Source organism: Agromyces sp. NPDC056965 (assembly GCF_042673425.1).
Lineage (GTDB): Bacteria > Actinomycetota > Actinomycetes > Actinomycetales > Microbacteriaceae > Agromyces.
Genome location: NZ_JBHURI010000043.1, coordinates 15891 through 35680, shown reverse-complemented (window position 1 = coordinate 35680; position 19790 = coordinate 15891). Strand labels below are relative to the sequence as shown.

The following is a 19790-nucleotide window of genomic DNA, read 5'->3' as shown; positions in this document are numbered from 1 at the left end:
GAGCGAGCGTCAGTCGCGTGAGAGCGTCAGTCGCCGGGCTCGAAGAAGAGCGCCTGGAGCTCGCCGGGCCAGTCCGTGGCCCGCCGCGTGCGGGCGTCGACGTGGGCCACGACCATGAGGCACGTCGAGACCGTCGTGCCCGCGGCATCCGTCATCGTGCACTCGATCATGGCGTCGGGGCCCAGGAACTCGCGCACGAACGAGGTGATCGAGACCTCCTGGTCGGCGGTCACCGGCCTGATGAAGTCGATCTCCATGCGCCGCACCCATGTCATGAAGCCGAGCGAGCCGAGGGTGGGCAGATCCCAGCCGGCGTATCTCGCCAGCCCTTCCATGCGGTGGTCGGTGAAGTACCTGGCGTAATTGCCGGTGCTCACGTGCTCGAACGGATCGAGCTCCGAGAAGGCGATGCGGTGCGTGGTCTCGTAGACGACCGGTGTTCTCGTCATCGGGCCCTCCCCAGTGCTCGTGGGCGGATCGCCGCACAGGCTACGCCGATGCGGCGCGTGCGGCCACCACGGCAGCCGCCGTGGTGGCCGCGTCGCGCAGCGGTGTGCGTGTCGGGAGGCGGTACCGAAGTACCGAAGTACCGAAGCGCCGTGGATCGCTCTGGAACCCGGTGCGCGTCGCACATACGCTGCAGTGGTGATCACCGACCGCGACCTCGCCCGATGGCGACTGCACTCGCAACTGCTCGCCGCACCCGTCTCGACCGCCGAAGACGTGGTGCGCGCCCTGACCGCGGTGCAGGCCGAGAACGCGTCGCAATCGGCATGGGCGGTCGCAACGCGCACCTCCTCGCCGCGGCAGGGCGACCTGGCCGACGCGCCGGCCGATGGACGAGTGCTCCGCATCCACGTGCTGCGCTCGACCTGGCACTACGTGCACGCCGATGATGCGCTCTGGCTGCAGGAACTCACCGCGCCGCGCGTGCTGCCGATCTTCGCGCAGCAGTTGCAGCCGCTCGCGGGCCGATTGGGATCGCTCGGCGACGCCATCGAGGCGATGCTCGCCGAGGCGCCCGACCGCACGCGCGGCGATATCGCCGACGGACTCGCCGACCGCGGCGAGCAGCTCACGGGCCAACAGCTCATGCTCCTGCTCGGCCTGCTCGAGGTGCAGAGCATCGTGTGCAGCGGTGCACCGCGCGACGGCGAGCACACCTATGCGCGATTCGCCGATCGGGTGCCCGGCCCGCGCCGTCTCGATCGCGACGAGGCGCTCGCCGAGCTCGCCCTCCGCTACTTCACCTCGCACGGCCCGGCCACCGATCGCGACCTCGCGTACTGGGCCACCCTCACCGTGACCGATGTGCGTCGCGGCATCGCCGCAGCCGGCGACCGGCTCGACTCGTTCGAGCACGACGGACGCACCTTCCTGCACGCGCCCGGCGAGGCTCCGACCGCTGCGGCGCCCGCCGGCCACCTACTCCAGGTGCTCGACGAGATGTACCGCGGCTACCAGGACTCGCGCTGGGCGATCGACGCCGACGGCGTCGTGCCGAGGGCGCGCGAGACGGCGATCGGCATGGCGCTCGTCGACGCGCAGCTCGTCGCCGGCATGAAGCGCACCGTGACGGCGAAGGCGGTGACCTTCGCGGTGCATCCGCATCGCACGCTGTCGAAGCGCGAGGTCGTGGCCATCGACGATGCCGCGGCGCGGTACGGCGAGTTCCTCGGGCTCGAGGCGAGGGTGCAGCTCCGCGACAGCTGACGGCATCCCGAAAGCCGGAGGCATCCGTTCGCACCTGCCCTCTAGCATGAGCGGGTGGACTTCTCCTTCGCCTTCACTCCTGACCTCATCGCCGTCTTCGTGACGCTGTTCGTGCTCGAGGTCGTGCTCGGCGTCGACAACGTCATCTTCATCTCGATCCTCGCGTCGAAGCTTCCGAAGGAGCAGCAGGCCCGGGCCCGCAACCTCGGCCTCACGCTGGCCATGGTGATCCGCGTCGTGCTCGTGTTCTTCGCCGGGTGGATCATCACGCTCAAGGAAGACGTCGTCGTCTGGTTCGGCATGGGCTTCTCGATCAAGGACTTCATCCTCATCGCGGGTGGCCTGTTCCTCGTCTACAAGGCGGTCACCGAGATCCACCACAAGCTCGAGGGCGCCGAAGAGGAGCACGGCGGCGCGGCGCCGAAGCGCATCACCTTCAGCTCGGTGCTCCTGCAGATCCTCGCGCTCGACATCGTGTTCTCGCTCGACTCGGTCATCACGGCCGTCGGCATGACCGAGAACCTCGTCGTCATCGTCACGGTCGTCGTGCTCTCGTTCGGCATCATGCTCTTCGCGTCGCGCTTCATCTTCGCGTTCGTCAACCAGCACCCGACGGTGAAGATGCTCGCGCTGTCGTTCCTGCTGCTCATCGGCGTGTTCCTCATCGCCGAGGGCTTCGGCGTGCACATCGACAAGGCCCTCATCTACGCGCCGATGGCGTTCGCCATCCTCGTCGAGGCGCTGAACCTCGTCGCCTCCGCGCGCAAGGCGAAGCGCGAGCAGCGCCGCCAGGAGGCCGTGCAGCTGCGCCCGCAGTACCCCGACGTCGACGAGTCGGTCGCGGTGTCGGCCGCGCTGTCGCGGGGCGAGGGGGCGGGTTCGGTCGGCCTGTCGAGCCGACCGGTCGAAGGCGAGGCGGATGCCGCGGAGGAGCGCGCCGGACTCGGGTGACGAGTCAGCGGGCGTCGGCGCGGAGCTTCCGCCGATTGGTGATCTCGCTGGTCGCGACGATGACGACGAGCACGATCACCGCGCCGGCGATCGCGAGCGCCGCATCGATCACCGCGGTCGCCAGCGCGAGTGCGACCGTCAGCAGCAGGGCCGGGATCGCCCAGCCGAGCACGGCCCGGAGCGGCCGACCGAAGCGCAGCGAGATGGCCGCGTTCGTCGCGTAGAAGACCGCGATGCCTCCGCAGAGGGCGATCGCCGATGCCTGGGGGAGCGGTTCGTCGGGGTGTTGGATCGCACTGTCGAGGGCACCCGAGATCGCGGTCACCCCGACGACGATGAGGAACGGCAGGAACGCCACGGTGTCGCGGATCGCCCGGTAGTCGCCGGCGGCGCGCAGCGCTTCGAGCCCGACGCGCATCGCGTCGGTGCCGTACATGAAGAACGACCAGGCGAGCAGTGAGATCACGCCGAGGCCGAGCATGCCCACGACGCCCGAGGGGAGGTTCCAGCTCTCGTTGAGGGCGCCGACGGTCGAGAGCACCGATTCGCCGAGCACGATGACCACGAGCAGTCCGAACCGCTCCGCAAGATGCTCGGTGTTCATGCGCGGCAGCACGCGTGCCGCCCAACTGCTGCTCGAGGTGACGAGCAGCGTCACCTCGACGACGATGCTGAGACCCCAGAGCGCGAACATCCATGGGCTCGGCAGCCAGATCGAGACGAACCAGAGCACCGCCGTTGCGCCGTTGTAGACGAGCAGGCGGGTGCGTGACGCCGCGCCGATGCTCCATGACTGCGCCACCCAGAGGCCGAGCAGCACGAGCCGGAGCGCCGCGTTGCCCGCGGCGAAGAGCCAGGCCCGCTCGCCCGTCGCCTCGGGGGCGGCGACCGCGATGGCTCCGACCGCGAACATCGCGGCGAGCATCACCAGGGCGAGCTGCCGACGGCTGAGCCACGGCATCACGTTCACGGTGAAGGTCAGGTTGACCCACGACCACCACACCGAGGCGAACAGCACGGTGAACAGCAACAGGCCGGCGGCCGAGGGATGCTCATGCAGCGGGTGGGCGAGCTGCCCGACGAGCGCCACGAAGATGAGATCGAAGAACAGCTCCATCCAGTGCGCACGCGACGGGTCGCGGTCGGTGGCCGCGAACCGCTCGGATGCCTCGGTGCTCACGTGAGCCCCTTGTCGCCGGTCAGACCCGCGCGAGGAACTCGAGCACGCGCTCGGTCAGGAGCCGGGCCGCTGCCGCGTCGTAGCTCGGCAGGCTGGAGTCGGCGAAGTAGTGCTGGTCGCCGGGGTAGAGGAAGAGCTCGGCGTCGTCGGCCGAGGCGACGAACTCGCGGGCCGCATCGAGGTCGCCCTCGTCGATGAAGATCGGGTCGGCGTCGGCGCCGTGGATCTGCGCGGGCACGCCGGCCGGCCAGGCGCCGAACTCGGAGACGGGCAGGCACGAGTAGAAGAACAACGCACCTCGCGCGCCGGCACGGGTCTGGGCGAGCTTCTGCGCAGGCACGACGCCGAGCGAGAAGCCGCCGTAGACGACCTCGTTCGGCAGCTCCGCGGCTGCCCGCTCGCCGCGGGCCATGATCTCCTCCCAGCCGACCTCGCGCGCGTACGCGACGCCCTCGTCGATCGTCGCGAAGGTGCGCCCGTCGAAGAGATCGGGCGTGTGCACGGTGTGGCCGGCCTCTCGGAGCTCGGCGGCGAAGGCGTACAGGCCCTCGGTCGGGCCGAGCGAGTGGTGGAAGAGCAGCACTTCTGACATCGATTCCCCGTTCGTCGTGTTCCTGGCGATTCCGAACGCGAAGTTACTCGCACCCTCCGACGATGTCGACCGTGCAACGGAACGGGTGCCCTCCCGCTCGGTGCGAGCGGGAGGGCACCCGGTGTTTCGACGGATCGAGGATCAGCCTGCCGCGTAGACGCCGATCTCGTAGATCGAGTAGCCCCACGTGGTCTTGCGGTCGATGCCCTGCATGCGCACGTACTGCACGGGCTCGCTCTCGGCGAAGGTGGAGACGTCGAGCGCGCAGGTCGAGTCGTCGACCGTGCGGATGGTCGTCCACGTCGTGCCGTCGGTCGACGTCTGCAGCTCGTAGGCGTTGGCGCACGCCGACTCCCAGTTGAGTGTGATGCCGCGCACGACCGTCGGCTCGGCGAGCTTCACCTGCACCCACGAGTCGTCGCTGTAGCCGGAGGCCCAGCGCGTCGAGGGATTGTCGTCGTTGACCTTCTCGGCGCCGAACTGCGGCACCTCGGTGCTCGACGCGGTCGCCGTGCCGCTCGGCGCGACGTTGACGACATCGCCCGCGTCCCACATCGCGAGCGTGAACCCGATGCGGCCCTGGAAGGCGTCGAGCACGCCGTCGGCGATCCGCACCTTCGCCGCGCCCCACGCGTTGTCGGGCGGGTCGACGACGACGGCCGCGGCCTGCGCGGCCGTGGCCTTCGCCGAGGCGGCGAGGGCGTCGGATGCCGCCTGGTCGCCGTCGATCCGTGCCTGCACCGCGTCGAGGAGCTCGACGGTCGACCGACCCCACAGGGCTGCAGCGTCGAGCCACGGGCTCGAGTCCGACACGAACGCCGGATCGGTGCTGCCCGTGCGGATCGCCTCGGGGGCGTCGGCGATGGACTGCGCGTAGCTGCGCAGCTCGGCCACGGCGCCGGCCTTGTCGCCGGCGCTCCAGGTCTCCCAGAACTCCGCGATGCGAGCCGAGAGCTCGGGGGCCTGCGGCTGCCACGGCGCCCCGAAGGTCGGTGCGAGGTGGTTCAGGTCGGCGAAGACGCGGAGCGCAGCGGCCGTCGAGGCATCCTCGTTCGCAATGTACGAGAGAGCCTCTGTCCAGTTGTGCCCTGCGTCGTACGCCTCGTCTTTCCAGGTGAAGTCGGCGACGCCGAAGATCGCGATCTTGCTGGCCGCGGCCTGGTTCATCGGGTTCGAGACGATGCCCGCGAGGTACTCGCCGAGGCCGGCCTCGCGCTTGTCGTACGGCGCCATGAGCAGTCGGCCCGAGGTGTTGCCGAAGTCGTTGACCGGATAGTTGTCCCACAGGAACGTCGGGCCGCCGAACACCGTGGCGGCCTGCGTCGCCTGTGCGACCGTCACCGACTGCGGCACGACGCCTTCGCCGGTCCACATGACGACGACGTCCTCGTCCATCGTGCGGAGCGCGGTCTTGTAGCCGGAGTCGGCGGTGTTCGAGTACTCGGTCGGCACCATCTGCAGCGGGTGCACGCCGTCGTGCGTCTCGACGAACTCCTTCTGCACGCGGTCGAGGAACGCGGCCTGCGCGACGCCGGCCGTGCGGGCACTCGGTGCGCCGAACGTCGTGCGGTCGCCGTCGCAGTGCCAGCGACCGTAGTCGATGTCGTCGAGCGGGATGTTGAAGGCCCGCACACCGAGGTCGTACATCTGCTGCAGCTTCGCCACGAGCGCCTGGTAGTCGCCGTCGCTCGAGTAGCAGACGCTGTTTCCAGGCGAGAGCGCGAAGGTGAAGCGCACGTGGTTGTCGGTCGCCGTCGTCACGAGGTCGCCGAGCTCCGCGAGCTTGTCGGCGGGGTAGGGGTCGCGCCAGCGATCGCGGTGGTACGGGTCGTCCTTCGGCGCGTAGATGTAGGTGTTCGCCTTGACGTCGCCGTAGAACTCGAGCTGGTCGAGCCGTTCCTCATGCGACCACGGCTCACCGTAGAAGCCCTCGATCGTGCCGCGGAGCGGCATCGAGGGGAAGTCGCTGATCGAGGCGCCGGCGATGCGGAACTTGTTCTCCTTCTTCGGCACGAACAGCTGGTCGAAGGTCTTGACGGCGTAGTACTGGCCGGCAGCGTCGACGCCGCCCAGCGCGATGTCGCCGTGCGGCCCCTTCGTGGTGGCGGCGCGGATCGCGTAGCCCTCGGCGTGCGACGGAGCCTCCGTGTCGCCGAGTGCGGCGTCGATGTCGGCCCTCGAGGCGGCGCCGAGCCTGATCGTGAGCTTCGCCTTGCCCGTCGCCTTCGTGCGCTCGTCGATGCGGTCGACGCCGTGCTCGCTGAGGGTCTCGCGCAGTTCGGCGAGCGCCGCGGCATCCGTGTTGTCATCGACGACGATCTCGGCGCGTCCCGGCACGTTGATGTCGGAGCCGGCGCGGGTCATCGACTGGGGCGTCGGGCTCACCGTCGGCAGTGGCCCCGATGGTGGTGCTGCCGACGCCGAGAGCGGCGTGAGCATCCCGGCGAGGGCGACGGCGGAGATTCCCACCGTGGCGAGCGTCTTGCGAATTGACTGCATCATTGCCTCCAACTGTCTCGACGAAGCTGTCGTCAACGGCGGCGCCGTGATCCGTTCGGCACTCACTTTGTTGACTGAGTAAACTAAGTAGTCCCGAACCTATGGGATCCCAAGTCCGAGCGTCAAGGGGCAAGATGTCTTCGTGCAGGCACAGGCATCCGCGACCGCCGGCACGAGCGAGGAGACGATGAGAGTGAGCACCGCCGACCTGCAGCGCAAGTCCGACCTGCTGCGCAGATTCGCGCGCACCGGCCAGTTCGAGGCGCAGACGGGCATCCGGCGCGAGCACCTGCTGCGAGCACTCGGCCTCATCGCACGGGAGCCCGCGCCGGTCACGCGGGCGGTCATCGCACGGCGCACCGGGCTCACCTCGGCGACCGCGTCGTCGCTCGTCGCGGAGCTGATCGCGCTCGGCCTCGTCGTCGAGACCGGTCGCGCCGAGAGCACCGGCGGCAAGCGGGCCACCCGGCTCGAGATCCAGAGCGACGCGTACCTCATCGTGGTCGCGGTGGTGCGCACGCGCGCGATCGACACCGCACTCGTCGACCTCGCGGGCAACACCGTCGCGAGCCGGCGTCGGGATGTCACGGGCGGCATGGAGGTCTCGACCGTCGTCGACGCGATTCGCGACCTCACCACGGGATTCGAGCCGCAGGTGCTCGCCGCGTGCGTGCAGGTGCCCGGCGTCACGGCCGACGGGGTCGTCGTCGACAGCGTGCAGCTCGGCTGGCGGAACGTCCCGCTCGCCGACATCCTGGAGGAGGCCATCGGCGCGCCGACCTCCGTCGTGAACGACGTCGACGCCGAGGCGCTCACCGAGGCCGTCGACGCCGACGACCGGGCGATTCGACTCGTGGTGCACCTCGGCGAGGGAGTCGGCGCCGCGATCACGAACGGCGGCTCGCTCATGTCGGGGGCGACCGGCCGGGCCGGTGAGATCGGGCACGTTCGCGTGATCTATGAGGGCGAGCGCACGAGGTGCCGATGCGGCCTGTCGGGATGCCTCGAGTCGGCCACCTCGATGAGTGCGATGCTCGGCGACTCGTACACCGACGAGCTCGACGATCACGACACGAGCCTGCTCGCATCGACCGCCGAGGCGCGGGAGCGCATGGGTTTCGGAGCACGGGCGCTCGCGCGTGCCCTGCGCATCAGCTCGGCCCTGCTCGACCCCGAGGAGATCGTCATCGCGGGCGCGGCTCCGGCGCTCGGCCCCCACTTCCTCGGGACCCTTCGCGACGAGTACGAGATGTACCCGGCCAAGGGAACGACGCAGGTGCCGATCCGCTACGGCCGCCCCGAACTCAGCCGGTACCTCGGGCCCGCGAGGTTCGCGCTCGCACCCGTGCTCGGCGACGCACTGCCGCTCGTCCAGGGGCGTTGAACCGGTCGCGCCCGCTCGTCCGCCCGCTCACCCGTCGTTCGCGACGACGCCGAGCTCCGGCGTCACGGTCACCGTGGCGCCGGTGGAGGGCGCCGTCAGGGTCAGCGTGTACGACAGGCCGTCAGGGCTCACCGTGTAGCTGCCGGTCGTGCCGTCGGGGAGGTCTGCCACCGTCGCGCCCGTGTCCGTCAACAGCAGGGCATCGCCGGGCGTGATCGTCAACGCGGCCGGGCGAGCGCCGCCCGCTGCGATCTCATCGAGAGCGGATGCCGCGGCTGACGCCGACGCGGTCAGGGCCGCCAGCTCCGCCCGTTCGGCAGTTCCTACCTGGCTCGAGGCCGCGAAGTTCTGGAGCACGAGCGGCACCGCCGTGGAGAGGATCCACCAGGTTCCGACCACGACGGCGCCGACCGTAAGGAACCTGAGCACGACCTCGCCGAAGCTCCGACGGCGTCGGACAGTCGACCGCGGAGCGGCACGACCGGTGGGCGCGGAGCGCGGCTGCGACCGGAGGCGCAGATCGATGCGTTCGAACTCCGCGAGCAGTGACGCCGGGTCCGCGGATCGCTTCGGGCGTGCGGAACTCCAGGTTTCGGGTCGCACGGCCGCCGCGACGATGCGCGCGAGCTGCTCGTCGCTGTACGCCCGGCGCACCTGCACCGTCTGCAGCAGGGCGGCTGCGGGGATGACGCCGATCTGCGCGGAGTCGCTGTGCGGTGGCGCCTTGACGGTGACGCTCGCGCCGACGATCACGATGATGCCCACCACCTCGACCGACAGGCCGCTCGCCCTCGAGAGCAGGCGCTCGGCGCGGGCCGCTTCGTGCGCCGCGTTCGAGAGGTAGTGCTTCGGCTGATTGTTGACGCGCAACCCGCGGCCGGCGACCCAGACCCGCCCGCCGGGGTGGTGCTTCGTGTTGATTGTGAAGACGCCGGGCGGCCCGATCAGCACGTGGTCGATGTCGCTGCCGTCGACGCCCACCGGTACGGAGTGGAGCACCGTCCATTCGGGCCCGAGCCGGCTCAGCAGCTCGGCGACGTATCGTTCGCCGATCGCGCCCGAGTGCCAGGAGTACTGCTCGGCGTGGAGCCCTGCGCCGTCGAGCTCGATCAGCTTCTCGATCACCGAGTGCGCCGGCACGCGACCGCGGAGGTCGACCGGGGCGGCGCTCGTCGTCGGGCCCTCGGGGAGGAAGTCGGCGGTGTGCTGCGCGTCGCGCGCATGCCGGTGCTCGGTCCACGCGGCGCCCGTCCAGAATCGCCACTGCGTGGCATCCGCCTGATCTCGGTACCATCCGCGAGGCGGCCGAGGGGGCGGCGTCGCTGCAGGGGCACCGTCGGCGATGCCAGTGGAACCGGATGTCACGCGCTCACGCTACAGATCGGAGACGGTGCTCCGATGCCCCCAGTGCGCGGGCCGCTCGGGGACGATGCACGGCCGCAACGACGTGGGGAGCGAGCACAATGGGAGCATGGTCGAGATCTCCGATGAGGACTTCGAGCGCATGGTCGGCGAGGTGTTCGATGCGCTGCCCGACGAGATGCTGCGCGGCGTCGAGAACGTCGCGATCCTGATCGAGAACCAGCCGCTCGATCAGCGGCCGCGCCTGTTCGGGCTGTACAGCGGGCGCCCGCTGAAGACGCGAGGCGTCTACGGCTTCGGGGAGCTCCCCGACCGCATCACGCTGTTCCAGAACAACATGCAGGAGCACAGCTCCGACCTCGAATCGCTGCGCACGCGCGTGCGCATCACGCTCGTGCACGAGATCGGCCACTACTTCGGGCTCGACGACGCGAAGCTCCGCGAGCTCGGCTGGGCGTAGGCGGCGGTCGCCCGGCTCAGGCGAGCTCGTCGCGACGGCGTGACAGGTGGGCGCGCTCAGCGCTGTTGCCGGCGAGGGCGATGGCCAGGTCGTACGCTGCGAGCGCCTCGTCGCGTCGGCCGAGCCGTCGCAGCAGTTCGGCCCGGGAGGCGTGGAACGCGTGATACCCGTGCAGCGCGCCATCGAGGCGGTCGATGATCGGCAGCGCGGCATCCGGCCCGTCGACCTCTGCGACCGCGATCGCGCGGTTGAGGGCGACGATCGGCGAGGGGTCCTGCCGCACCAACTGGTCGTAGAGCGCGACGACCTGCCCCCAGTCGGTGTCGTCGGCGTCGCGCGCGTCGGTGTGCACGGCGTTGACGGCCGCGAGCAATTGGTAGCGGCCAGGTGCGATTCCGGATGCCAGTCGCTCGCGCACGAGTCGATGGCCCTCGTCGATCAGCGCGGTGTTCCAGAGCTCGCGGTCCTGGTCGCCGAGGGCGACGAGCTCGCCCTGCGCCGAGACGCGAGCGGGGCGACGGCCCTCGATGAGCAGCATGAGCGCCAGGAGGCCCGCCACCTCGCCGTCGTCGGGCAGCAGCGCGCGGATCAGGCGCGTGAGCCGGATCGCCTCGGCGGTCAGGTCGGCGCGCACGGGGTCGGCGTCGGAGCCGGTCGCGAGGTAGCCCTCGTTGAACACGAGGTACAGCACGGCGAGCACGCCGGTAACGCGCGCGGGCAGGTCCTTCGCAGCGGGCACGCGGTAGGGGATGCCGGCTGCCGCGATCTTGCCCTTCGCGCGAGTGATGCGCCGGGCCATGGCCGACTCCTGCACGAGGAACCCGCGGGCGATCTCGGGCACGGTCAGGCCGCCGACCATGCGCAGCGTGAGCGCGATGCGCGCCTCCATCGCGAGGGCGGGGTGGCAGCACGTGAAGATCAGTCGCAGCCGGTCGTCGTCGATGGCGCCGAGCGGCTCGGGCGGGGTGTCGTCGGTCAGCATCATCGCCTCCCGGTGCTTGTCGGTGCGCTTGTGCTCGCGCCTGATGCGGTCGATCGCCGAATGGTTCGCGGTCGTCGTGAGCCAGGCGCCCGGGTTCGGCGGCACGCCGTCGGCCGGCCACCGCTCGACCGCCTTCGCGAAGGCCTCGGCGGCCGCCTCCTCGGCGATGTCGAGGTCGCCGAACCGCCGGGTGAGCGAGGCGACCACCCGGGCCCACTCGGCGTGGTGCGCCCGGGTGATCGCCTCGCGTGCGTCGAGGCGGTTCACGCGACCGGCCCTCCCTCGGCTGGCGCTCACTCGGCCGGCGCTCACTCGAAGAGCATCGGCCGAACCTCGAGCCGGCGGTTGCAGGCCTTCGACCCGGCGGCCATGAGTTCGAGCGCGACGTCGAGGTCGGGTGCTTCGATGATCCAGAGGCCGGCCATGTGCTCCTTCGACTCGACGAAGGGCCCGTCGGAGAACACCGGCTCCTCGCCTCGACCGTCGATGACCGTCGACGCCTCGGGCGCCGCCAGTCCGGCGGCGAAGACCCAGTGGCCGCCCGCTCGAAGCCGCTCGTTGAACTCGTCGATCGCGAGCGCCTCTTCGGCCGTGCCGGAGTTGGTCCGGTTGTCGATCACGGAAACCAGGTACTGCATCTCATACCTCCACATGCGGTTCAGGGACATTCTGACCTGCGCGGCCCGGCACGGCTATGCGTACTGCGGGCGACCCGAGGGGCGGTAGGTCTGCGCGACGATGCCGGTCGGGAACGCGCGCGACTCGAGCAGCTCCAGCGCGAAGTCCTTGCCCTCGTCGGGGAAGAGGCGGGTGCCCGCACCGACGATCACGGGGCAGACGATGAGCGTCATCTCGTCGACGAGCTCGCGTTCGAGTAGCCAGCGGATCAGCTGCCCGCTGCCGTGCACCTGCAGCTCGCCGCCCGGGCGTGCCTTCAGCTCGCGCACGGCGGCTTCGAGGTCTCCGGAGAGCACCGTCGTGTCGGCCCACTGCGGGTCGGTGATCGTGTTCGACGCGACGAACTTCGGGCGCGAGTTCAGCGAGCTCACGAACGGGTTGTCGAAGTCGTCCTGCACGCCCCAGTACCCGGCGAAGAGCTCGTAGGTGCGCCGGCCGAAGAGGAACGCGTCGGCGCGCCGGTAGTAGTCGCCGATGTAGCCGGTCGACTCGTCGTCGCCGACGGGCAGCGCCCATCCGCCGCGCTCGAAGCCGGGGTCGAACTCGGGGTTGTTGCCGCCGTTGGCCTGCATCACGCCGTCGACGGTGATCTGGGTGTTGGTGATCAGCTTCATGATCGTGGTCCCTTCCCGGGTCGCCCTCGCGGCGACCGTTCACCCGTGCTACGAACAGCGTGCGCCCGATCGGACACTTCGGGCAGAACTTCTCACGAATTCATCCGCTCATCCGACGGATGCCGCGAGCGCACGCACGGCGCGCTCGATGACGGGCCGGGCGTCGAGCTCGGGGTCGACGGTCAGGCGGTGCAGCACCAGTCCGTCGCCGAGGGCCATGATGGTCCGCGCGGCGGGCACGGGGTCGGGGATGCCCGCCTCGGTCACCAGCCGATCCGTCCATCGCTCGAACTCACGGCGCTGGCGGCTGAGCGGAGCGAGCAGTTCGTCGTCGGCGGCGAGTTCGAGGAAGAGGGCGTAGCGCGCCCGGGTCCGAGCTGCGAAGGGCCCGGTCTCCAGGAGGAACACCGTGCAGAGCCCTTCGATGATCGTCTCAGGAGTCGGCCGTTCGAGCAGCGCCGGGGAGAAGTCCGCTCGCTCCTGCTCGGCCATCCAGTCGATGATGCCGCCGAGCAGTGCGCGCCGCGTGCGGAACCAGTTCGAGGTCGACCCGGCGGGGAGGCCTGCCCGTTCGTCGACGCGCGCGTGGCTGAGCGCCCGCACGCCGTCGGTGCCGAGCAGCTCGACCGCCGCTTCGAGTGCGCGTTCCTTCGTCGCGGCCATGGACACCTCTCGTCGAACGATTTACTATGTTCATAGTAGGTCTACTACGAACATAGTATCGGCCGCGACGAAGGGGTCATCATGGACACGCAGATGCCCGAGGCATCCGGATTCGAACACCTGACGGTCACGACGCCGGGGCTCGCCACGCACGTCGCCGTCACCGGCAGGAGCGACGGCGACCCGGTCGTGATGCTGCACGGGTTTCCGCAGCACTGGTGGCAGTGGCGCGCGATCGCGCCGGCGCTCGGGGAGCGGTACCGCGTGTACTGCCCCGACATGCGCGGCTCCGGCTGGACCGTCGCCGAGCACCCCGGCATCGCGCGTGAGACGTGCATGCACGACCTCGTGGCCGTGCTCGCCGCGCTCGGCCTCGACCGGGTGCGACTGGTCTGCCACGACATCGGAGCCGTCATCGGCATGCAGTTCGCCTACACGCACCCCGATCGCGTCGAGGCGTTCGTCATGCTCTCGGTGCCGCCGCCGTTCATGTCGTTCAGCCCCAAGATGATGAGCGGACTCCGGCACCTGCCGCCGCTCGTCATGCACCGGCCCGGCGCCTCCCTCGCCGGCCTCTTCGACCCGGCCCACGTGGCCCGGCCCCTGCCGCCCGGCACCGTCGAGGCCTATCTCGCCCCGATGCAGATCCCCGCGATCGACGCCGCCGTGCGCGAGCAGACCCGGGGCATGATCCTTCCCGAGCTCATGCGCATCTCGCGCGGCGTCTACAAGAAGCAGCGGATGCATCCGCCGACGCTGTGCGTCTTCGGGCGACTCGACCGCCCGTGGACCGAGGATCTCGTGCGCCGGCTGAGCGGCGACCTGTCGCGCTACGCCGATCGCTTCGAGTTCGCCTTCGTCGACGGCGCGGCGCACTACATGACCGACGACGCTCCCGAGGCCGTGACCGACCTCGTGCTCGAGCACTTCGTCGGGGCCGAGGCCGCTGCCTGACCACCTGCCCGAGCTCGGATTGGGGATGGCGGGCGACCGTGCCCCTTCCATAGGCTGAGCGGCATCGACGGGCATTCGTCGCCCGTCCTCCACGGGGGTGGGGGAACGAGCATGGTGGACTGGTTCTACGAAACGAGCATCCTGATCACGCTGCCGCTGTTCGTGGGCGGGTTCGTGGTGCTCTCCTGCCTGACCGTCGTCGCGCTGCGACCGGTCGTCGACCGGCTCGTGACCGACCCGAAGGAGTGGGACCGCGCGCTCGCCCACGTCATCGGCACCTTCGGCGTCTTCTTCGGCATCCTGCTCGCGCTCGTCGCGGTCTCGGTCTACGAGAACTTCGCCACCACCCGTCAGGCCACGATCGAGGAGGCCGGTCGCATCGGCGCGCTCTATCGAGCGACCACCGGATTGCCCGACGAGCAGGGCGACGAGATGCGACAGGTGATCGACGCGTACATGCACGCGGTCATCGAGGTCGACTTCCCCGATCAGGCGGCGGGGGACCTCCCCGGAGCCAGCGACGTCCAGGTCGACGAGTTCGAGCGACTGCTGCACGACGTCGAGGCCGAGACCCGCGGCGATCAGGCGGAGTTCGAGCAGGCGCTCGCCACCTTCGACGACTTCATCGAGTCGCGCCGAGCCCGGATCGACGCCACCGTGCTCTCGCTGCCGCCGCTCTTCTGGGTCGTCATCTGGGTCGGTGCTGCCGTCAACGCGGTGCTGATCGCGTTCATCCACGTCTCGAGTCAGCGCCTGCACCTGCTCATGGCGGGCCTGCTCGCGCTGTTCATCGGCCTCGTCATCTTCGTCACGGCCGATACGGACCATCCGTTCGCGGGGGCGATCTCGATCGGGCCCGGCGCCTACGAGCGGGTGCTCGAGCAGATCATCGACGCGCGGCAGTAGCGCAGCGCCCGCTCGTGGACTCCGTCTGCCGGGGCCGCTACATCAGCGTCTGCAGCAGCTTCGTCGCGCGTTGGTTGTCGTCCGTCGCGAGCACGACGCGGTTCCTGGCGGCCACATAGACGAGTGAGATGTTGATGCCTGCTTCGGCCAGCGCTCGCGCCATCCCGCCGAACACGCCCGGCGTGTCGATGTCGGGGTCGGGCAGTGCCGGGCTGACGATGACGTCGGTCTCGGCGTCGACCGTGATGCCGATGCCCTCGAGCGCGGCCCTGGCGCCCGCGACGTCTTCGACGAGGATGTGGACGGCGCCCCGACCGCCTTCCATGATCGCGCAGAGGCCCTCGATGTTGACACCCGCCCTCCCGAGCGCCTCGCCGAGTCGAGCCCCCTCACCGGGCTGGTCTTCGAGAGTGACCATGAGATCTTTCGCCATGACGGCACCTCCTTCTCGGATGCCTCAGGTCTACGCCCGTGCGCGCGGCGCGTCAACGATGCCGGGCACGGAGCATGGCCCGCCCGTCGCCTAGCCGTGCCGCCTGAATTTCCGGGGTCGCAAGCGCTTGTTCGCGGGATGATTGACGTAGGCATCGCACCTCAGGGAGGCGAACGTCATGGCATTCGACACTCACAACGGAACCCACGGAGCCCGTCAGCCCGGACGCAACCGCTTCGAGCGCTGGGCCAACCTGCGGATGGCCCAGCGCCTGCGTCGCAAGGGCGACCGCAGCGGCAACAAGCTCGTGCTCGTGACGGTCGGCAAGAAGACCGGCGAAGAGCGGATGACTCCGGTGCGCTGGTTCCCCGAGGGCGGCGAGTTCAGGCTCATCGTGGCCTCGGCGAACGGTGCCGCCCGCAATCCCTCGTGGTACTACAACGTCGCGGCCCACCCCGACCGGGTGCGCATCGAGTACGCCGGGCGTCGCATCGAGGTCACCGCCGAGCAGCTGCACGGCGCCGAGCGCGAGACCGCGTGGCGGAGGATCACGACGCAGGCACCGGGGTTCGCGAAGTACGAGCGCATCACCGATCGGGTGATCCCCGTGATCCGGCTGACCCCGCGCCGGGGCTGAGCAGGGTCTGACGCGACGCGACCGCTCGCTCAGGCGGAGGAAGTCGAGACCGGCGCGGGCACGGATGCCGCGGGGTCTGGGCGGCCCGAACGGCCCGCGCGACGCCGTGCCGGAGCGTTCGCGATGAAGACGCCGCCGACGAGCACGAGGCCGCCGACGGTCTCCCACAGGTTCGGTACCTGGCCGAGCAGCAGGGCCGCGGATGCCATCGCCACGACGGGCGCGAGCAGCACCCATGGCACGACCGACGCCGAGCGGTTGCGCGCGAGCAGCGCGTTGAAGATCGCATAGCCGACGAGGGTGCAGAGACCCGCGGTGTAGAGCGTCGACACGATCGGGCGCCAGCCGAACGCCTCGATGCCCGCGGCGATCGCCTGCGGCCCCTCGATCATCGCCGAGAGGGCAAGGGCCGGCAGGGGCACGACGAGCGACGACCACACCGTCAGCGAGAGTGCGCCGAAGCGTTTCGTGGGCGCGACCGGGCCGGCCCGGCGCGAGATGACGTTGCCGATCGCCCACGAGAGTGCGGCGAGCAGGCACAGCACGACCGCGAGCGCCGGCGCGTCGCCGCCGCGGCCGAGTGCCACGATACCGAGTCCGACGGTGCCGATCAGCACGCCGATCGTCTGCATGCGGTTCGGGCGCTCGCGGAGGGCGAGCGCCGCGACGACGACCGTCAGCACGACCTGCGCCTGCAGCAGCAGGGCCGCGATGCCGGGCTGCAGCCCGAGCGCGATCGACGTGTACAGCAGGGCGAACTGGCCGAGGCTCATGAAGAGCCCGATGCCGACGACCGTCTTCCAGCTCGCGAGGGGGCGGGGCACGACGACGACCGCGAGCGCGACGACGGCGAAGCGCACGGCGACGAAGAACAGCGGCGGGATGCCGGCCATGCCCCAGTCGATGACGACGAAGTTGAACCCCCAGAGCGTCGCCACCAGGGCAGCCAGCAGCATGTCGCGTCTCGTCATGATCACATCTCACACCGAGGCATCCGGAAACACCAGCGATCATTTCTGCGCTTGATTCGGTAGCATCGCTGCATGATCGATCTCGAAGCCGTGGTCGCGCTGCGTTCCGTGGCCACGAACGGAAGCGTCGCCGCAGCGGCCGACGCCCTCGGTTTCACGCCGTCGGCGGTGTCGCAGCAGATCAAGCGCCTCGAGCGCGACACCCGCGTCGCACTGCTCGAACGGGCGGGCCGCGGTGTCGTGCTGACCGACGCCGGGCGTCAGCTCGTCACCTCGTCGGCGACCGTGCTCGCCGACCTCGAGCGCATCGAGGCCGACCTGCACCTCTCCGGCGGCGCGGGCGACCCCGAACGCCGGGTCACGGGGGAGGTGCGCATCGGCGCGTTCTCCACGGCGGTGCGCGGCATCCTCACCGACGTGCTCGCGCGCCTCCGCGCCGAGCATCCCGAGCTGCGGGTGCCGCTCCGCGAGAGCGAGCCGTGGGAGACCATCGCGCTCGTCGCATCAGGTCAGCGCGACCTCGGCATCGTGCACCGATGGGGCGGCGTGGCCCTCGCGATGCCCGACCACCTGGTCGAGACGCCATTGTTCACGGATGTCGCCGACGTCGTGCTGCGCCGGGAGCACCCGCTCGCCGGCCGCACCGAGCTGACCCCCGTCGATCTCGCCGACGAGGAGTGGATCGCGACGTTCGACTCGACGATCTGCCGGCAGTGGTTGCGGCGACTGTTCGACGGCGTCTCGAACGCGCCGCGCATCGTGCACGAGTCGATGGAGTTCGAGAACCACCTCGAGCTCGTGCGTGCGGGCCTCGGGGTCGCGCTCGTGCCGCGCATGGGGCGGCCGCCGCTGCATCCCGAGCTCGTGGCGATCCCGACCGTGCGCCCGGCATCGACCCGCGCCATCGCGGCGGTGCACCGCCGCAGTCAGGCCGACTCGCCCGCCCTGCAGGCCGTGCTCGATGCGGTGCGCGCCGTCGTGGCCGGCCGCGACGTCACCGAGACACGCGCGCGCTGACGACGCGCATCGACTCGCCTTCATCGCGCACGACGCAGCGGAGGTCGGCCTGCCGCACGTGACCCGAGTCGTCGGTGGAGGCGACGGAGCCCGACACGCGCTGCGCGCCGTCGGCCTCGGTGACCCGCAACGAACTGCCGATGTCGATCTCGGAGTGTCCGCGCACTTCGAGCTTGGCCTCGATCGCCGAACGGCACATGGACTCGACGGTCGCCGGCGGCTGCGCGCCGGCAGCCGCGACGCCGACGATCAGGGCGGCCACGCCGGCGACGGCGACGACGGGCACCGCGAGGCGCGCCCAGAGCGGGACTCGCCCACGTCGACTCGATTGGGTTTCGGGCGCGCGGTCGGCGCCGGATTCAGATGTCATGCCGGCACGGTAGGTCAGTCTGATCGCCGCGGCATCCGTGCGCTCCACGGATTCTTCGTCAGTGCTGTCGAGGACTATCGAACCCCGATACCCGCCGCCCGGAGCTGGTCGCGAAGGCCGTCGACGCCGCCGAACACGTGGGTGCGCATCGAGAGACGGTCGGCGCCGACGAGTTTCGAGGCGGTGTCGTCGGTGAAGAACACCTCTGCGCCGGTCACCCCGAGGGCATCGAGCACATGCTCGAACGCGCGAACGTCGGGCTTCACGAAGCCGATGTCGGCGGAGTTGAAGATCGCATCGAACCGGTCGGCGATACCCAGCGCAGCGATCTCGGCCGGGATCGTGTCGGTGCCGTTGGTGAGCACCGCCGTCGTGAGGCCCATGCTGCGGAGCTCATCGGACAGATCCAGCATCGCCTCATCGACGACCGAGGGTTGCACGCCCCACTCCTCGGCGGCCGGTGCGCTGCCGGCCGAAGCGCTGACCTGGCGCACCCACTCGGCTCGCGTGATGCGCCCGGTGGTGACCTCCTCGATCAGCGGTGTCGCGAAGGCGATGCCGGCGATCGTGCCGGCAGCGAGCCCGTGCCTGCGTTCGATGTCGGTGAGGTGATCGGGGTCGAAGTGTCGGATGACGCCGTCGAGATCGAAGAGCACGACGCGAATCATCAGGCGGGGTCGATCCGCAGCACGGTCGCCGATTCCCCGATCGTGAGATCGTCGACGACGCGAAGGCCGCGCGCGAGGTCGTCGACGGCTCCGATGACGGTGCCGAACCGTTCGCGATCGCTGCACACGGCCGTCACGCTCACGAAGTGCGTGCCGAGATCCCAGGTGTACGTGGCGAACGGCGGGCGACCGCCCTCGGGCAGCGGCGTCGCGAGCTTCTCACCGACGCCGAGGTAGTTGCCGCGGAACTCCTCGGTGTCGTCGTACTCGATCGGCATCGATGCCCGCGCCATCCGCAGCTGGGGTGTCGCCTCCTGCACCTGCGCCATCACGACGAGCAGTTCGGGCTCGGCCTTCCACACCCAGACGAGTACGCGGCCTGCCGCCTTGCGCATCAGGAACGGAACCGCTTGGCTCATCGCCCAGGCGCTGAAGCCGCTGCCGGCGCCGGCCGGCGCCGCGCCCGGTCCCTTGGCCTGCGAGAGCAGCATCGCGATCGCCGCCTTGCGGTGGCGGCGGCCGCGGAATCCGAGGGAGTCCGTGATGGGCACCCACTTGGAGAGGTCGGGCTCTGCGTGAAGTCGGGGCACGCTTCCAGCCTACGAGGCGGGGCTGACCCGCATGTCCTTCCATCCGGCAGCCGCATGAGCGGGCACTGTCGCGCGAGGCGACCATCTTCGCGAGTTCGGTATGCCAGTTCCGCCTCAGCGGAGCGGTTCGGCCCGACATGAGGCGATGTGTCACAACCTCGCGACA

General features: G+C 70.2%; 22 protein-coding genes. 8 read left to right on the top strand and 14 right to left on the bottom strand.

The features are described 5' to 3' along the window. Positions 1 to 26 precede the first annotated feature (26 nt). Positions 27 to 449, bottom strand: a complete 423-nt coding sequence (locus ACFTQE_RS12360; RefSeq protein ID WP_376925354.1) for an acyl-CoA thioesterase — start codon at positions 447 to 449, stop codon at positions 27 to 29. A 196-nt stretch (positions 450 to 645) separates the two neighbouring features. On the opposite strand from ACFTQE_RS12360, the gene ACFTQE_RS12355 reads away from it, so the two are divergent. Together ACFTQE_RS12355 and ACFTQE_RS12350 are read left to right on the top strand one after the other, a co-directional pair. Next, a complete protein-coding gene (locus ACFTQE_RS12355; RefSeq protein ID WP_376925353.1) occupies positions 646 to 1713 on the top strand; it encodes a winged helix DNA-binding domain-containing protein in 1068 nt (355 codons plus the stop codon). A 54-nt stretch (positions 1714 to 1767) separates the two neighbouring features. Continuing rightward, complete coding sequence (locus ACFTQE_RS12350; protein WP_376925352.1) at positions 1768 to 2664, top strand: TerC family protein; 897 nt, start codon at positions 1768 to 1770, stop codon at positions 2662 to 2664. A 4-nt stretch (positions 2665 to 2668) separates the two neighbouring features. On the opposite strand, the gene ACFTQE_RS12345 is transcribed toward ACFTQE_RS12350, so the two are convergent. From ACFTQE_RS12345 to ACFTQE_RS12335, 3 genes are all read right to left on the bottom strand, one after another. Then, positions 2669 to 3844: a low temperature requirement protein A gene (locus ACFTQE_RS12345; RefSeq protein ID WP_376925351.1), complete on the bottom strand. Its 1176-nt coding sequence runs from the start codon at positions 3842 to 3844 to the stop codon at positions 2669 to 2671. Between the two features lie 19 nt (positions 3845 to 3863). After that, entirely contained in the window at positions 3864 to 4436 is a 573-nt protein-coding gene (locus ACFTQE_RS12340; protein WP_376925350.1) for a dienelactone hydrolase family protein, read from the bottom strand. 141 nt (positions 4437 to 4577) lie between these two features. Continuing rightward, positions 4578 to 6935, bottom strand: a complete 2358-nt coding sequence (locus ACFTQE_RS12335; protein ID WP_376925349.1) for a beta-N-acetylglucosaminidase domain-containing protein — start codon at positions 6933 to 6935, stop codon at positions 4578 to 4580. 193 nt (positions 6936 to 7128) lie between these two features. Between ACFTQE_RS12335 and ACFTQE_RS12330 the strand changes: the two genes are divergently transcribed. Beyond that, entirely contained in the window at positions 7129 to 8319 is a 1191-nt protein-coding gene (locus tag ACFTQE_RS12330; RefSeq protein ID WP_376925348.1) for an ROK family transcriptional regulator, read from the top strand. A 27-nt stretch (positions 8320 to 8346) separates the two neighbouring features. Here the strand turns inward: ACFTQE_RS12330 and ACFTQE_RS12325 are convergent, their stop codons facing one another. Beyond that, positions 8347 to 9684 carry an NERD domain-containing protein gene (locus tag ACFTQE_RS12325; RefSeq protein ID WP_376925347.1) on the bottom strand — a complete coding sequence of 446 codons (1338 nt, stop codon included), beginning with the start codon at positions 9682 to 9684 and terminating at the stop codon, positions 8347 to 8349. Between the two features lie 106 nt (positions 9685 to 9790). On the opposite strand from ACFTQE_RS12325, the gene ACFTQE_RS12320 reads away from it, so the two are divergent. Then, the gene (locus ACFTQE_RS12320; RefSeq protein ID WP_376925346.1) at positions 9791 to 10141 is read left to right on the top strand and encodes a metallopeptidase family protein; all 351 of its coding nucleotides are present in this window, start codon (positions 9791 to 9793) and stop codon (positions 10139 to 10141) included. A gap of 16 nt (positions 10142 to 10157) precedes the next feature. Here ACFTQE_RS12320 and ACFTQE_RS12315 read toward each other — a convergent pair whose 3' ends face one another. The 4 genes from ACFTQE_RS12315 to ACFTQE_RS12300 form a co-directional block, all read right to left on the bottom strand. Further along, positions 10158 to 11390, bottom strand: a complete 1233-nt coding sequence (locus ACFTQE_RS12315) for an RNA polymerase sigma factor (RefSeq protein ID WP_376925345.1) — start codon at positions 11388 to 11390, stop codon at positions 10158 to 10160. A 41-nt stretch (positions 11391 to 11431) separates the two neighbouring features. Next, positions 11432 to 11761: a YciI family protein gene (locus ACFTQE_RS12310; protein WP_376925344.1), complete on the bottom strand. Its 330-nt coding sequence runs from the start codon at positions 11759 to 11761 to the stop codon at positions 11432 to 11434. 54 nt (positions 11762 to 11815) lie between these two features. Next, positions 11816 to 12415 carry a dihydrofolate reductase family protein gene (locus tag ACFTQE_RS12305; protein WP_376925343.1) on the bottom strand — a complete coding sequence of 200 codons (600 nt, stop codon included), beginning with the start codon at positions 12413 to 12415 and terminating at the stop codon, positions 11816 to 11818. 108 nt (positions 12416 to 12523) lie between these two features. Further along, positions 12524 to 13078 (bottom strand): TetR/AcrR family transcriptional regulator, encoded by a 555-nt coding sequence (locus ACFTQE_RS12300; RefSeq protein ID WP_376925342.1) that lies wholly within the window; start codon positions 13076 to 13078, stop codon positions 12524 to 12526. Positions 13079 to 13159: 81 nt separating this feature from the next. Here ACFTQE_RS12300 and ACFTQE_RS12295 point away from each other — a divergent pair, with 81 nt between their 5' ends. Together ACFTQE_RS12295 and ACFTQE_RS12290 are read left to right on the top strand one after the other, a co-directional pair. Then, the gene (locus ACFTQE_RS12295; RefSeq protein ID WP_376925341.1) at positions 13160 to 14032 is read left to right on the top strand and encodes an alpha/beta fold hydrolase; all 873 of its coding nucleotides are present in this window, start codon (positions 13160 to 13162) and stop codon (positions 14030 to 14032) included. A 111-nt stretch (positions 14033 to 14143) separates the two neighbouring features. Beyond that, positions 14144 to 14938, top strand: coding sequence for a DUF4239 domain-containing protein (locus tag ACFTQE_RS12290; protein WP_376925340.1), 795 nt, complete (start codon positions 14144 to 14146; stop codon positions 14936 to 14938). 37 nt (positions 14939 to 14975) lie between these two features. Here the strand turns inward: ACFTQE_RS12290 and ACFTQE_RS12285 are convergent, their stop codons facing one another. Continuing rightward, positions 14976 to 15371: a hypothetical protein gene (locus ACFTQE_RS12285; protein WP_376925339.1), complete on the bottom strand. Its 396-nt coding sequence runs from the start codon at positions 15369 to 15371 to the stop codon at positions 14976 to 14978. A gap of 178 nt (positions 15372 to 15549) precedes the next feature. Between ACFTQE_RS12285 and ACFTQE_RS12280 the strand changes: the two genes are divergently transcribed. Next, positions 15550 to 16008 carry a nitroreductase/quinone reductase family protein gene (locus ACFTQE_RS12280; protein ID WP_376925338.1) on the top strand — a complete coding sequence of 153 codons (459 nt, stop codon included), beginning with the start codon at positions 15550 to 15552 and terminating at the stop codon, positions 16006 to 16008. A 29-nt stretch (positions 16009 to 16037) separates the two neighbouring features. Here the strand turns inward: ACFTQE_RS12280 and ACFTQE_RS12275 are convergent, their stop codons facing one another. After that, positions 16038 to 16979 carry an EamA family transporter gene (locus ACFTQE_RS12275; RefSeq protein WP_376925337.1) on the bottom strand — a complete coding sequence of 314 codons (942 nt, stop codon included), beginning with the start codon at positions 16977 to 16979 and terminating at the stop codon, positions 16038 to 16040. A gap of 72 nt (positions 16980 to 17051) precedes the next feature. Here ACFTQE_RS12275 and ACFTQE_RS12270 point away from each other — a divergent pair, with 72 nt between their 5' ends. After that, positions 17052 to 17996 carry a LysR family transcriptional regulator gene (locus tag ACFTQE_RS12270; RefSeq protein WP_376925336.1) on the top strand — a complete coding sequence of 315 codons (945 nt, stop codon included), beginning with the start codon at positions 17052 to 17054 and terminating at the stop codon, positions 17994 to 17996. Here ACFTQE_RS12270 and ACFTQE_RS12265 read toward each other — a convergent pair. The 3 genes from ACFTQE_RS12265 to ACFTQE_RS12255 all read right to left on the bottom strand — a co-directional run bounded on the left by ACFTQE_RS12265 (position 17974) and on the right by ACFTQE_RS12255 (position 19624). After that, the gene (locus ACFTQE_RS12265; protein ID WP_376925335.1) at positions 17974 to 18366 is read right to left on the bottom strand and encodes a hypothetical protein; all 393 of its coding nucleotides are present in this window, start codon (positions 18364 to 18366) and stop codon (positions 17974 to 17976) included. The genes ACFTQE_RS12270 and ACFTQE_RS12265 overlap by 23 nt on opposite strands. Positions 18367 to 18440: 74 nt before the next feature. Further along, positions 18441 to 19034, bottom strand: a complete 594-nt coding sequence (locus ACFTQE_RS12260) for an HAD-IA family hydrolase (RefSeq protein ID WP_376925334.1) — start codon at positions 19032 to 19034, stop codon at positions 18441 to 18443. Further along, positions 19034 to 19624 carry a hypothetical protein gene (locus tag ACFTQE_RS12255; protein ID WP_376925333.1) on the bottom strand — a complete coding sequence of 197 codons (591 nt, stop codon included), beginning with the start codon at positions 19622 to 19624 and terminating at the stop codon, positions 19034 to 19036. Before ACFTQE_RS12255 ends, ACFTQE_RS12260 begins: the two co-directional genes overlap by 1 nt. Positions 19625 to 19790 lie beyond the last annotated feature (166 nt).